Genomic DNA, 14,493 nt, shown 5'->3' with positions numbered 1-14,493 from the left:
TCCATGGAGAATATGAAGTTCCTCTTCCGGTTCCCGGCATTTATTCCACCCTCACGGCAGTTCCGCTGACACTCACCATGAGCATGCTCCCGGTTTCTCCCATGACTTCGTAATCCAAATCAATTCCAACAATGGCATTCGCTCCCACCCTTAGGGCTTCTTCCTGAATTTCCTGAAAGGCGATTTCACGCGCGCGTCGCAATTCCTTTTCGTAGGCCCCTGACCGGCCGCCCACAATATCACGGATATTGGCAAAAAAGTCCCTAAAAAAATTCGTGCCCAAAATTGCTTCGCCTGCCACCACACCTAAATACTCTTTAATCTGATGACCTTCAACATTGGGCGTCGTTGTCAGAATCATGTCCCCTCCCTCCTTTTACCTCTGTAACAAATGCTTTGGATCCTTTGTCAATTGATGTTCAAGATTTATTCAACGTGTGCGTTCTCATCACAATTTTTCCACAACCAACGCGGGCATGATTGATATGGAAGCGCGACCAGGGCCCGCGAATGATATAGGGAGAAAATTTTATTTCCGATCTCAGGATTTTTTCTGCGCGTATTTGTGACCCAACCCATGGTAGGAGTTGCATCGTTCACTACTATGCCCACCAAATAAGCAATCTGCTGAACGCATTCTCTCCCTTGGCTTTCGCCCGGATCCTCACGATTTATCCACATACTTGTGCCCATTTTTTCTGGATTACTTTTTTTCATTTCTCCTGATGATTCCTTCAATGTATTCCTGCAATTTTTGAAAAATTCAGAAACCGGACGCCGCGTGGTTTTTCGTATCGTAATTTCATTTGACTTCACTCGAGGTGCTCATTAGAATTTTTCCTGAAGGACCATATGAGTGCCAGCACAATTCGTTCATCTTCATCTTCACACCCAGTATAGCCTCCTCGACGGGGCCAACCAACTCACACCCCTGTTCCAACAGGTGAAGAATTTCGGTATGCCCGCCGTCGCCATGACTGACCATGGCAATCTCTTTGGCGCCATTGATTTTTATCAAAAAGCCAAAGCTCATGATGTCAAGCCGATTATCGGGTGTGAAGCCTATATGGCTCCGGGCCACCGCACGCAGCGGGCAGGACACCTTGCGCATAACGAATATTTTCATCTGATTCTTCTTGCCACAAATCAAGTCGGCTATCACAACCTCATTAAACTCTCGAGCAAGGCCTACCTTGAGGGCTTTTATTACAAGCCTCGCATGGACAAGGAATTATTACAGGAACATCAGGAAGGTCTCATTGCCCTATCAGGTTGTTTGAGCGGAGAGGTGCCACAGCTCATTAACCAACAGGATATGGCCGGGGCTCTCCGGGTGGCAGATGAGTACCGGTCAATCTTTGGAAAGGACCGCTATTACCTGGAAGTCCAGGCCAACGGCTTGGACCATCAACGTATTGCAAATCGGGGGTTACTGGAGATTCATGAAAAGCTTGGCATTCCGCTGGTAGGCACCAATGATTGCCATTATCTCAATAAACGGGATGCGCGTCCGCATGAAATCATGTTGTGCCTTCAAACGGGAAAAACACTCAAAGATCCCAACCGGATGAAGTTTGATACCGATCAGTTATATGTGAAATCCACCGAAGAAATGATTACGGAATTTGCGGAATTTAACCGGGCGGTTTTGAATACCACCCAGGTGGCCGAACAGTGCGATCTTCAATTGGAGTTCGGAACATCCTATCTGCCGGATTATCACGTTCCCGAAGGCCAGACTCATAACTCCTATCTTCAGCACCTTGTGGAAGAAGGCCTTCGAACCCGTTTACGAGAACGCCCAACGGGCATTCCATCCGAGGCGTACCAACAGCGCCTCCACACCGAACTCGCTGTGCTGAACGCCATGGGGTATGCCGGATATTTTTTGGTTGTGTGGGATATCATCAATTTCGCCAGATCCCGCAACATTCCGGTCGGCCCCGGACGAGGATCGGCCGCCGGAAGCCTTGTGGCGTATGCCCTTCGAATTACGGACCTCGATCCCCTCTCCTACAATCTGCTCTTTGAACGCTTCCTCAACCCCGAACGTGTCACCATGCCGGATATCGACATGGACTTTTGCATGGATCGCCGCGGGGAAGTGATCAACTATGTCATTGAAAAGTACGGAGAGGCGCATGTATGCCAGATCATTACCTTTGGCACACTAGGTGCCAAAGCAGCCATCCGGGATGTGGGGAGAGTGATGGACTTCCCCTATGCCGAAGTGGACCGGGTCGCAAAGTTGGTTCCCACCCAACTCAACATCACCCTCCAGGATGCCCTGAAACAGGAACCACGCCTGCAGGAACTGGTCGATCAAGATGCCAAAATGAAGGAACTCATGGACACGGCCATGGCCTTGGAAGGCTTGGCGCGACATGCCTCGACTCATGCGGCGGGCGTGGTCATTTCGCAAAAACCCCTCATGGATCATGTCCCCCTCTACAAAACCAGTAACGACGAAATCGTGACCCAATTCACGATGACCGATCTGGAAAAAGTCGGATTGGTAAAATTCGATTTTCTGGGGCTCAAAACCCTGACGATGATTCATGACGCAGTCCGGATGGTCAATGCTCAACGCCCTGATGAGCCGCCATTGGACATCAACAATCTACCCTTGAATGATCTGCAGACATTTGAGCTGCTCAGCTCTGGAAAAACTTCAGGAATTTTCCAACTGGAAAGTTCCGGCATGCGAAACCTGTTGGTTAAAATCAAACCGGAAACGTTTGAAGATTTAATTGCCATCCTCGCGCTGTATCGTCCCGGCCCCTTAGAAAGCGGCATGGTAGACGATTTCATTAAGCGAAAACGCGACCCCTCCCAAATTGTCTATGACCCTCCGCAATTGGAACCCATTCTTAAAGAAACCTATGGAGTGATTGTCTACCAGGAACAGGTCATGGCCGTCGCCAACCAGTTGGCAGGATTTTCATTGGGGCAAGCCGACTTACTCCGTCGTGCGATGGGCAAGAAAAAACATGAGGAAATGGCCAAACAAAAGGCATTGTTTGTCTCTGGTGCCAAGGGAAAGGGCATTTCGGAAAAACTCTCCGAAAAATTATTTGACCAAATGGCCTTTTTCGCAGGCTACGGATTTAACAAGTCTCACTCTGCTGCCTATGCGGTCGTGACATACCAAACGGCTTACCTGAAAGCTCATTTCCCCACTGAATTTATGGCCGCCCTACTGACATCTGAAATGGGAAATACCGACAAGATGGTTGGCTATTTTACGGAATGCCGTGAATTGGGGGTCCACATTCTGCCACCCGATGCGAACCAAAGCTTAAAAAACTTCAGTGTTGTACCTGAGGGTATCCGGTTCGGGTTAGTGGCGATCAAGAACGTCGGCGGAAACGCGGTGGACGTGATTTTAGAATCACGAGACAGGGAAGGCCCGTTTTCCTCCTTTATTGATTTTTGCTGCCGCATTGATTCACAGAAGGTCAACAAACGGGTGCTGGAAGGGCTTATCAAGGTCGGAGCCTTTGATTCCATGGGTCTCACACGCGCCAGTATGTTTAAGGTCCTGGATGAAGCCTTGGACCATGCTTCGACGGTCCAACGCAACAAACGGGAAGGGCAAACCAGTCTGTTTGAAACACTGGCCCCGGAGCCGGCAGCTCCCAAGCAGGAAGGTTTTGGTTTCGTCATTCCACAGATTCCCGAGTGGTCGCAGAATGACTTACTGAAATATGAACGGGAGCTGACCGGCTTTTACATCACCGCGCATCCTCTCAACCGCCACAGCGTTGGGATCACTCATTTTTCTACCTGCTCCACCCAGACCATTCGCGAGGTCGGCGACGGACGAGAGGTCAAAATCTGCGGAGTCATTTCCAATCTCAAAATCACGACGACCAAAAAAGGCCACAGGATGGCATACGCCCAATTGGAAGACTTGCACGGAACCGTTGAAGCGATTATTTTCCCCGAGACCTTTAAGCAACACGAAGAATTACTGGGGCCGGATTCGGTGGTCCGGATTACGGGAACCGTGGACCTGATGGATAATGGCGCCCGTATCAAAGCCACCAAAGTTGAATCGCTCTCACAATTAGAAAATGAAACAGTGAAGCATGTGACGCTTCAGGTCCACGAACAGGACGTTTCCCCCCACAATCTGCTAGACTTAAAAGATATATTCGAACGGCATCGCGGTCCGACCCCTATTTCGTTGGCGTTTCACTTGCACCCTAATCTGACCGCCAACTTGTCAGGATTATCGGATATCGGCATTTCTCCGTCACCGGAGTTTTTAGAAGAAGTGGAACATCTCCTCGGCACATCCACGGTCACTTTCCAATAATTTCCCTCTACCAAGGAGCTTGTCCGTGCGTGAATACCTGGACTTTGAAAAACCCCTGAAGGAACTTGAAGAACGCATCGCCAAGTTAGTGAAATCAAAATCCAAAAAGGTCTCGGTTCAGGATGCCATCGTCAAATCCACCGAACAACTGGCAAACCTTGAACGTGAGATCTATGCCAATCTTTCCCCATGGCAACGTAGCCAAATCGCCAGACACCCACAGCGCCCTTCGATTTCTGATTACCTGGAGCACATGACCAATGGGTTTATGGAACTCCATGGTGACCGCCTGTTCGGCGACGACCGGGCGATTATTGGAGGGTTTGCCACATGGAAGGGCCGCTCCATCATGGCCATCGGTCATGAAAAAGGAAAGACCTTAAAAGAACGCATGCGCCGGAATTTTGGTATGGCCAAACCTGAAGGCTATCGAAAAGCGTTGCGTCTCATGAAATTAGCGGAACGCTTTAACCGACCAATCATCACCTTTATCGATACTCCAGGAGCCTACCCCGGCGTCGATGCGGAGCAACGCGGCCAGGCTGAGGCCATTGCCAGAAATTTACTGGAAATGTCCCGATTGCAAGTGCCGATTCTTGCCGTGGTCACCGGAGAAGGCGGCAGTGGTGGCGCGTTGGCCTTAGGGTTGGCAGATCGGGTTCTGATGCTGGAACATGCCATTTATTCGGTAATTTCCCCGGAAGGCTGCGCCGCCATTTTATGGGGAGACGCCTCAAAATCCGCCGAGGCCGCAACGGCCCTACGAATGACGGGACCGGAGTTACGCAAACTCAATATCATCGAAGAGGTGATACCTGAACCCATGGGAGGAGCCCATCGCGATGCGAAACTCATGGCCGACCGGGTCTCCGAGGCGCTCGACACTCATTTCTTGCAATTACAGAAAATGTCGCCCGACGCACTCCGAAAACAGCGAGAGGCTAAATTCCGGAGTCTGGGTGCCTTTGGCTCTTCTCAGGCCACGCCCAAACAGGTGAAAATGGTCAACTCATGACGTGCAGGAAGTCCGTACACAGGTTTACGCAACCAAGATCTCACAGGGTCATTGCCTTTTGAGTTGTTCGCCTGTTCTCCAGGTGGTTGTTTTTACCCCCCATTAAGTATCACGAGGCTCACGTTTCGCAGTTTCATATTTTTTTGCTCCAGGGCTATTGCGTACCAGAAGTTACAGGATGATCCTTCGCTGAGCAGAGATGATCTCCATCTATCAGGGCGGGGACCCGGCCAAAAAAATCTTCGCCGGTCAGGATAAAGAATTAGTTCGATGAAGATGCTGGAGGATTCAAATTGTCTGGAGGAGGTTCCCACTGTTCTAACCGCTCGATCAAGGGACGAGCTTCAGGAGTCGATTCTCGTGTCGGTTCGCTTGGTGGATGATCCCAGGTCAATTCAACAAAACCATGCTCCTCGAAAGTCTGTCGGATCACATGGACCAAGGCCTCCAGAGTGACTTCATCACTCAGGGTCAAATCCAGGACCCGCTCTTGCGTCTTCACAGGCGGAGGGCTTTCATGCATTAATGCCCAACACCGATTAAAGACCGTCTCTCTCACAGAACGTGGGGCATTCATCGTTTCGAGATCTGCCGTACATAATGCCAATACCATGAGGACAAATTGGATATCGGGCAACCCGGGATTCATGAGATCTAATCGTTGCATAATGATTATGCTACCTCTGATTCCACTTGGCTGACAAGCACATGCCCCAGCACCACGACCAGGAAGCCTTTGCCAAATTAGTGGAACGGATCGGGTCTGCTCATGCAGGCCAACGCATGGAAATGCAGGCCCACTATTCGGCCCTTCTGTTAAAAGGTTATCACCTCCACATTCACATGGAGGAATTTCCAGCCATTGCCTGGCTCATCAAAACACTCTTAAAGTCGACCGGCCTTTGGCCGCTGGCCGTCAAGAATACCTCCCAATATCGCATTGTCGAGCACACCGTCCCGATTCCTCACCTGCCCGAATCCTTTGATGGATTTCGAATTCTGCATTTGTCAGATCTTCATATCGAAGGGATGATCGATAAAGGCCAAGCGCTTCAGACCGCTCTGTCCACCTTGCAATACGACCTGTGCGTCATGACGGGCGATTTTCGCTTTCTCACGTATGGCCATTATGACAAGACACTGACACTCATGGAGTCATTGGTCAGCACGATCCAGGCTCCGTATGGCGTCACCGGCATTTTGGGGAATCACGATTGGTTGGAAATGGTGCCAGGACTTGAGCGATGCGGAATCCGCATGCTCCTCAATGAAGCTCAAGCCCTGGAAAAGGGATCGGATGCGATTTGGCTCCTCGGATTAGATGATGTCCATTATTACGAAACAGGTGACCTGGAGAAAGCCATACGCCTCGCGCCCACCGACGCCGTACGAATTCTCTTAGTGCATTCCCCGGAAATTATTCCTGAGGCCTCGACTGCCGGGATGGATCTGTACCTCTGCGGCCACTCACACGGAGGCCAAATCTGTCTTCCAGGAAGCCAACCCATCATTACCCATTGCCGCTGCCCCAGAGCCTATAAGGCAGGCCCCTGGCAATATCAATCCATGCGCGGGTACACCTCTCGAGGAGTCGGCACCTCCCTGTTTCCCATTCGGCTGTTCTGCTTTCCGGAAATCATCATCCATACGCTCACACGAGCCCCTACACCTTGAACGTCGCCTGTCCCCGACATACAAAGAGGCTCCTCGACATCCCGGGAAAGTCACCACAGATCAAGATGGACAGCCCATATACATTTCTAAGATTATTACCCCCTTTCAAACCGGATTTCCGCCGGCCACCAAGGCATATACGGGTGGACACACTCCCCGGTTGTCTTATTAACCCCAACAGCAATCATGCAGCTATCAGGATCCAGAGGTAGCTTGACCTGTACTTGTCTCTTTTGCCACGCTATGCTTTGAGTGCAGGCCTGTTATGGTATCCTCCTTCGTTCTATCATCATGAGCTCCCGGATCACGACACCTTCAGCATTTCAATACGACCTGATTTGTATCGGTAGCGGACCGGCCGGACAACGGGCGGCCATTCAAGCAGCCAAAGTAGGAAAACGCGTGGCGGTTATTGAAAAGAAGCGTGCCGTCGGCGGCTCCTGTTTAGAGACCGGAACCATTCCCAGTAAAACCTTTCGTGAAGCCGTTTTGTCCTTTACCGGACCCCATCAACATTGGGGTCGTCTATCGGACACCGCGAAAATACGACCCACGGCCGAGCAACTGATCACTCGCGTGGCAGAAGTCATTCGCATTGAAGGTGAAGTGATCAACGATCAATTACGAAGAAACGATGTGGAATTCTTACAAGGGGAAGCCTCCTTTGTGGATCCTCACACTCTATTGATTCACACCGACCAACATTCACAAACCCTGTCGAGCGCCCACATTCTGATTGCTGTGGGAACCATCCCCACGCCACCACCGAACATTGCCATTGACGGCCAATATATTCTCGACAGTGATAACATCATCCAACTAGAACAGCTCCCACGAACCATGACTGTGGTTGGAGCCGGGATCATCGGCATTGAATATGCCTCAATGTTAGGCGCACTTGGCGTAGAAGTCACCCTTGTGGATACACGAATCCGACCATTGGAATTTCTGGATGGCGAAATCGTCGATGAACTCATTTATCAGATGCGTAATCACCAGGTGACTTTTCGCCTCGGTGAAACTGTCGAAAAATTAGAAATCGCGAGCACACCATCACCAAAAGTCGTGATCCATTTGGCCTCCGGAAAACGACTGGTCTCAGGCCTGGTCCTCTATTCTGTCGGACGAACGGGAGCCACGTCGACACTCCAACTCGAAAAGGCCGGATTGACCGTGGATGCCCGTGGCCGCCTGCAAGTCGATTCGCAATATCGCACGGCCGTCCCGCATATTCTGGCTGCGGGCGATGTCATCGGCTTCCCAAGCCTGGCGGCCACATCTTCCGAGCAGGGCCGTTTAGCGGCCTGCTATGCCTTCGACATGGAAGCCACACCGATGACAAGCCAGTTTCCTGTTGGCATTTATGCCATTCCGGAAATTTCTATGGTAGGAGCTACGGAGGAGCAGCTGACACTTGAAAAAGTTCCCTATGAGGTGGGAGTCGCCCGTTACCGCGAAATCGCAAGGGGCACAATTATGGGAGATCCAAACGGCATGTTGAAACTGTTATTTCATCGAATCGATCACCGGCTATTGGGCGTGCACGTGATCGGGACGGGAGCAACCGAGCTGATTCACATCGGACAGGCCATCCTCCATACCGAACGGGGGCTGGAATACTTCCTTACGACAGTCTTCAATTATCCCACGCTAGCGGAATGCTACAAAGTTGCAGCCTTGGACGCCTACAACAAGCTTTGTGAATTTTAATACATATTTGAGGTCACGGTTAAAAGGGAAGTTTGAACCCGCCGGGAAGATCCTTTAGACCTTTGTTGGGAAGACTTTTTTCCAGAAGACTGTTGAGCACATCATGATGCTGCGTGACCCGCTCCGTCAACTCACCGGCAATCCGTTCAAACCCGGATAACTTATTCTTGAGTTGTTGCATCGGTTCTGCAATTTTCGCCGAGATGGCCGATTGAAGCTCAGCACCAAACTTCGCAGCCAATTCATTCACCATCTTGCCAGCCGCATCCTGAAGTATACGATCCAGGTCGGAGGATATCGTGACATCAGGTTGCTCCAATGTCCCCGTCACAGCGGCCTGAATAGACAATTGGGAAATACCAGTCACGGCAGAGCTGAGGGCTTTGGTCAAAGGATTGGAATCATCCTCCCTTCCTGCGGACAGGTGAAGGCCACGAAGATTCCCGACGCCATGAACCGTTAAGGCCTGGCCCTTGAGTTCTGTGTTCACATTGAGATCGCTCATCCCGCTCATCAGGGTAACCGGCCACTTGGCATCTTTGAACAATGCGAGATTGGTCAGTTCATACCCTTTCGCCTGCACCCTCAACTGATCCTGGGAATCGGCTGGCTCCACGTGGTTGAGAGCCCCTTCCAATGAGACAGACTGGACCCCTTTCAACCGGTCCCCGGAAAGGGCGAATGTCGTGGGTTGTCCCAAAGTCGGTTGATCGGTGGTAATATTGTGAACAGTCCCCGCCAACTCCCCTAGGTCTAAATCGACCGATACCTTCGTCAAACGAATCAGAAAGTCCGGGAGCGGATGCGCTTCCTTGAAATGCACATCCAGGCCCTTCCCCCGCAAAGGCTTGTGCACCTGAGGACCTTCCTCCCCTCCCACTGTCCGTGCTCCTTCCAGAAGCGGCTTCGCTCGCTCATACCAAGCCGCCCCCTCGTGAACCCACGATCCAATCTGCGGCCCTAATAGCGTTTGGCTCATATTGGCCAATCCTTCGGGGGACAAATTATATTTGGCCTTGAGGTGCTGAATATCCCGTTGTGGTGCGGTTTGAATCTGCTGCAACCGAGTACGGAACAACGCCACAGTATCTTCAAATTCCTTTTTGGCGCCTGTGAGAGAGGCAATTTCCTGCTCAATATCCTGCTTCAACGCTTGCACTTCGCTAACCCCTCCCAGCAAGCCCTCCAATCCTCCCTTCCCGGCTTTTTTTAATTTTCTTACCCGCTCCTCATATTGGGTGAGCTGGGCTTTTCCGGGTAACGTCTTGAGTCGTGATTCCCACGCCTCTTGTTCCCGCTGCATATCTCCCTTCAGCGCTTCAATCAATCGGAGCGTTTCCAGATCTTCGTTCTCTAAAATTTCATTCACGTCAGGCACTTCTAGAGCCGGAAGAGCAACAGAAAACATTCCGGGCTCCTCTTCAGGAGACACATCTGAGACGGGCTTAACGGCGCCGGATGTGATTCTGGGAGTATCCAATCGAACCCCTTCCACAGTCATTTCCTCAACAATGACTTTTCTCCGAAGCAGGTTCAATCCGTCTAGACTCATTGTCACCCTGGCAGCTTCCACCGCATTCGTCATAGGCGTCTTGGGATTTGTCACTTGCAGTCTCGTCAAGGAGAGTCCTGCCGGAAACAAGCTGAGATCGGCCGCCTCAACCTCCACCTTGGCTCCTACAGCTTTGGTCCCCGCCGCTTCAATTGCACCTTTCACCCAGCCATCCACAAAAAATATCCACACACAACCCACAATGGCCGCAAACACCACAAACGCTCCAAGTCCCCACCACCGGATCCATTTCGTCATCAGCCCGGCCTCCATGACGAAAGGGTTTCATAGGTCTGATACAACTTACTGGCTTTGAACATTTGCATAATCCTGCTTTTTTGGACCCAAGCCATAACATGTTGGCGATAGCGACGTATCAGGAAGTTCAAAAGCAGAAGAACAGGGACAAACATCGCAACCGAAAACACCAGGCTGCCCATCACAATAGAATTATTGAAATGCTCCAGTCGCCACCACACGGATTGATAGAGGGAGGTCCAAAGATCTGCCAGGGACGAAGCGGTCAGAACGGCCAGCCCAAGCCGGTGGAAAAGCGGATCAAGCAGATAGGCAATTCCCGTAAACAGCGCCAGCCCCAACACAAAAGCCGATAGATTCACGCGCAGAATAAATACCAGCAAAAGCACAAATAGGTTGTGCAAGCTCACAAGCGGGGTGAGCCCTACGACCATCGCAAAACACAATCCCAAAGAAATTTGCCCTGGATCGGTTTCGGAATTCAGGACGCGGAGCAATTTGGCAAGAAGCTTAATCATGTCCTGTAAAAGGCAGGTGATAGGGACATGATATCAGAATAGCTTTGAAACCATGCTACGTCTACCCAATAGATGGTAGAAATCTCCAAACAGGTTGGAGCTTAATTCATTGGTGAGATAAGTAAAGTAGCCGCGGTTTGGTTCCTTCCGCTGATTGTCGTATCAGGATCAATGACCCGCCGGGATAGGCTGCGCTTACTTATGGTTTTTGCCTTTGTGCGATGCATCTTCTCCCGGGAATGGTACGGAAGAATTCCGCTTAGGACCTCGGCCAGGGAATCGCATGGGACATCTTCCAATAACTTGATGGCCGGTTTGGGATCAGGGCCGGAACGGCCACCCACAAAAATATCCACGGCTTCGACCACTTGCCCTTTGACTTTAATCTTTTTCCCTAACAAACCGACATCGGCTACAAGATGATTCCCGCAGCCTGCCGGACATCCCGACCAGTGCATGGTGATGGGTTTCATCTCCGTACCGATCCTCGCTTCAATGCGTTTGGCGGTTTCCATCGCCCGACTTTTGGATTCAATGACTGCAAGATTACAGTAGTCACTCCCTACGCAACTGACCAGGCCCTTTTGTACCGGGGTGGGATTGTACACAAAGCGTTGTAATAAAGGCTCCTCCGTCAGGTCTCCCAACACCCGGTCCGAAACGTTGGGCATGATGACCGCTTGATTGGCTGCCAGGCGGAGTTCTCCCGTGCCATAGACGTCGGCCAGACCGGCTATTCCATGTAAATCATTTGCCTGAATACGGCCGACGGGAATTTTGAGCCCCACATAGCTCAAGCCTGACTGCTTTTGCCGATAGACACCCATATGATCGTTGACTGACGACTTCCGCACATCGGTCCCCGCTCGCGACAATTCCCATCCCACTTCCCGCTGCACTTCCAGACGAAATCGTTCTTCGCCCCAGTCATCCAACAAAAACGCCAATCTGGCAGTCGTACGGGAGTCCCGGCATCCATGATTCCGAAAGACCCGAAGGATGGCTCCGGTCACCGCCACGACTTCCCCAGGAGTCACGAACACGTCGAGTGGGGTGGCAATGCGATACCCGCCGGATCCAAGTTTGCCTCCGGCCAACAGGTTAAATCCAGTGACCGCACTGCCCTCCCCCTCGACCCTGGCAGGCACCAGCGCCAGATCTTGTGTTTCAAGATGTAAGCAATTGTCAAGACAACCGGTAATCGCCATGTTAAATTTTCGTGGAAGATTCGAATATGCCCGATGCCCGACCAGTTCTTCTGTGAGCCGCTTGACCAGATCCGTGGCGTCCAGTTGTTCCTGCGCCGTCAACCCTGCCACCGGGCAAGTCATGATGTTGCGGACGTTATCCATGCCGGTTTGTAACGAGTACAAGCCCGCCTCTTCCATTTGACGAAACACTTCCGGCACATGCTCAATCTTCATATGGCGTAATTGAAACTGCTGACGGGTCGTCAGATCCAGCACACCGTTTCCAAATGTGTTTGCGAGGTGCGCCAATGTGCGCATCTGGACCGACGTGGTTCTTCCTCCTGGAATCCGCACGCGAATCATGAAGTATCCCGGCGTGGGATTTCGCAAAAATAATCCATGCCATTTCAGGCGTTGAATATCTTCATCCGGGATCGCCTCCCACCCTAATTCGGCATATCGGGCAATATCCTCTTTGATGTCCAAGCCGTCTTTTTCCCCCTTGAGCACTTCAATCTTATTCATGAGAATCCCTTCCTGCTGTCTTTCTCGATTTCCTCAACAATCCGTGGGATTTTCTAATTTTTCCCAGCAACAGCCAGGGGATGAGATGATAATTTCCCCTCCGCTGGTAGATTAATCGGCCGTGACGATTCAGGTGCGGCACATTCCACGACCCTTTCTGTTTTCTTGATCCACCCACTCACAGGACTGATGATCCAATAGGCACCTCCCATAAACACGACCCCACCGACGATATTTCCGGATACCACCCACATCTGATTCCAGAAAAACCCGGCCCAGGAAACATCCGGACCATGTGGAAGAAATAGCGCGATTCCCAGTAGCGATTGATTCGCAATGCTGTGCTCAAACCCGCTTCCGATGAACGCGAAGAGGCACCAGAAAATCAGCATGATTTTAGCCGCATCATTGGTCGTGCGGGATGCCGTCCACACCGCCAAACACACAAGCCAGTTGCAAAGAATCCCGCGAATAAACAGTTCACCTATCGGTAGATTCATTTTGAGGGATGCCACGTGCAGCAACAGATCGCTTTGCGGCGCCTTTCCCACCACGCCTGAATAGGCGACCAACCAAGCCAACCCCAATGATCCGACGAGATTGCCTGTAAAGGACCAGAAAAAAATCAGCCCGGCCTCTTTTATGGTGATGGCCTTGGCCAGAGCACCAAGGGCACACACCATATTGTTTCCGGTAAATAGTTCCGATCCCGCAAAGATGACGAGCGTCAGCGCAATGCCAAATGAGACGCCCATTACGAGTTTCAATCCGGCAGAACCTCCGGACCAAAATGGAGCACCCACACTGAAGATCAGGCAGATCCCAAACCCGAGATAAATACCTGCCAGGGCGGATAAAACGAGGTATCCGATGGGATTGCTTTGGAGATACCCCACTTTCCTCTCTGCCAGCTGAACCATCCGTTCGACATCCACCGTATGCATGACGTTCTCCTTAACCAAGTTGTACAGTTGTCAAAAAAAAAAGCGCCAACTGCCTGAGCTACGGTCGGATTCGTCCGCCTTGCCCGGGCAGTGGCGCCTTTGCCACCTTCCCCACCGTTCGCTCCTCGAATGATGGAGTATGAATGCTGTTTCTTACCTAATGGCTAAACCGTTCGTTTAGAAAGATTGTCGATTCAAAGTGTCAGTTCCCTCGACCCATCTCCCATTTTTCGCATTCGACTAAAATAAAAAAAAACGCCCAATCCCCTCTAAGGAATTGGACGCCCATTGTCCACAACCACCTCTTCCCGAATGAACAGCAACTTCATTGTTGCTAATAAAATAATTAACAGACATGTCAGTCCCTGTCAATCAGGGCTAAAGGCCTATTCCATCGATTGAGAAATCTTGTCATGACGATTCACCTACCCAAACCGGCTTTCCCTAAGAAGTGGTGTACGAAAAGAAGACCACACTGGTCATGGCGTCAAAGAGCGGTTGAGGAAGGTCGTCCGAGGGAAGCACACCGTATTCAGGGCATGCAACAAATCCTAAAGCTAAGCCTAACTCAGCAACGAAAATCGCCATAGACCCCTGAAATTACAGGATTTCCCAAGAAGTTTCCAGAACCAAGCCACATCCTTGGATGGGGTCGATCGATCGAGACCATCCATACAGCCCAACTTGTCCACCGCGGCGCTCAACCTAACCTGGAACACCAGAACCTTTACTCCTAGACCGTTCTCTTATTTGGACTGAACTATGCCAGGGGCATGATAAAAAACA

General features: G+C 51.1%; 12 protein-coding genes. 4 read left to right on the top strand and 8 right to left on the bottom strand.

The genetic code is table 11. The features are described from left to right. Positions 1-40: 40 nt before the first annotated feature. Both H6750_18555 and H6750_18550 read right to left on the bottom strand, forming a co-directional pair. The gene (locus H6750_18555; protein MCB9776308.1) at positions 41-361 is read right to left on the bottom strand and encodes a heavy metal-binding domain-containing protein; all 321 of its coding nucleotides are present in this window, start codon (positions 359-361) and stop codon (positions 41-43) included. A 65-nt stretch (positions 362-426) separates the two neighbouring features. Then, the gene (locus H6750_18550; protein MCB9776307.1) at positions 427-816 is read right to left on the bottom strand and encodes a hypothetical protein; all 390 of its coding nucleotides are present in this window, start codon (positions 814-816) and stop codon (positions 427-429) included. A 40-nt stretch (positions 817-856) separates the two neighbouring features. Between H6750_18550 and H6750_18545 the strand changes: the two genes are divergently transcribed. After that, positions 857-4,321 (top strand): DNA polymerase III subunit alpha, encoded by a 3,465-nt coding sequence (locus H6750_18545; GenBank protein ID MCB9776306.1) that lies wholly within the window; start codon positions 857-859, stop codon positions 4,319-4,321. A 19-nt stretch (positions 4,322-4,340) separates the two neighbouring features. Then, on the top strand, positions 4,341-5,336 hold the full coding sequence (locus H6750_18540; protein ID MCB9776305.1) for an acetyl-CoA carboxylase carboxyltransferase subunit alpha: 996 nt from the start codon (positions 4,341-4,343) through the stop codon (positions 5,334-5,336). 262 nt (positions 5,337-5,598) lie between these two features. Here the strand turns inward: H6750_18540 and H6750_18535 are convergent, their stop codons facing one another. Further along, positions 5,599-6,003 (bottom strand): hypothetical protein, encoded by a 405-nt coding sequence (locus tag H6750_18535; GenBank protein ID MCB9776304.1) that lies wholly within the window; start codon positions 6,001-6,003, stop codon positions 5,599-5,601. Between the two features lie 41 nt (positions 6,004-6,044). Here H6750_18535 and H6750_18530 point away from each other — a divergent pair, with 41 nt between their 5' ends. Next, a complete protein-coding gene (locus H6750_18530; protein ID MCB9776303.1) occupies positions 6,045-7,010 on the top strand; it encodes a metallophosphoesterase in 966 nt (321 codons plus the stop codon). Positions 7,011-7,301: 291 nt separating this feature from the next. After that, complete coding sequence (gene sthA / locus H6750_18525; GenBank protein ID MCB9776302.1) at positions 7,302-8,720, top strand: Si-specific NAD(P)(+) transhydrogenase; 1,419 nt, start codon at positions 7,302-7,304, stop codon at positions 8,718-8,720. Between the two features lie 19 nt (positions 8,721-8,739). Here sthA and H6750_18520 read toward each other — a convergent pair whose 3' ends face one another. From H6750_18520 to H6750_18500, 5 genes are all read right to left on the bottom strand, one after another. Further along, positions 8,740-10,530, bottom strand: coding sequence for a TIGR03545 family protein (locus H6750_18520; protein ID MCB9776301.1), 1,791 nt, complete (start codon positions 10,528-10,530; stop codon positions 8,740-8,742). After that, the gene (locus H6750_18515) at positions 10,530-11,048 is read right to left on the bottom strand and encodes a TIGR03546 family protein (GenBank protein ID MCB9776300.1); all 519 of its coding nucleotides are present in this window, start codon (positions 11,046-11,048) and stop codon (positions 10,530-10,532) included. Before H6750_18515 ends, H6750_18520 begins: the two co-directional genes overlap by 1 nt. Positions 11,049-11,149: 101 nt before the next feature. Continuing rightward, positions 11,150-12,763, bottom strand: coding sequence for a ferredoxin--nitrite reductase (locus H6750_18510; GenBank protein MCB9776299.1), 1,614 nt, complete (start codon positions 12,761-12,763; stop codon positions 11,150-11,152). A 53-nt stretch (positions 12,764-12,816) separates the two neighbouring features. Next, positions 12,817-13,707: a formate/nitrite transporter family protein gene (locus H6750_18505; GenBank protein MCB9776298.1), complete on the bottom strand. Its 891-nt coding sequence runs from the start codon at positions 13,705-13,707 to the stop codon at positions 12,817-12,819. 444 nt (positions 13,708-14,151) lie between these two features. Beyond that, positions 14,152-14,295 (bottom strand): hypothetical protein, encoded by a 144-nt coding sequence (locus H6750_18500; protein ID MCB9776297.1) that lies wholly within the window; start codon positions 14,293-14,295, stop codon positions 14,152-14,154. Between the last annotated feature and the right edge of the window lie 198 nt (positions 14,296-14,493).

Source organism: Nitrospiraceae bacterium (genome assembly GCA_020632595.1).
Lineage (GTDB): Bacteria > Nitrospirota > Nitrospiria > Nitrospirales > UBA8639 > Nitrospira_E.
This window is presented reverse-complemented; position numbering and strand designations above follow the sequence as displayed.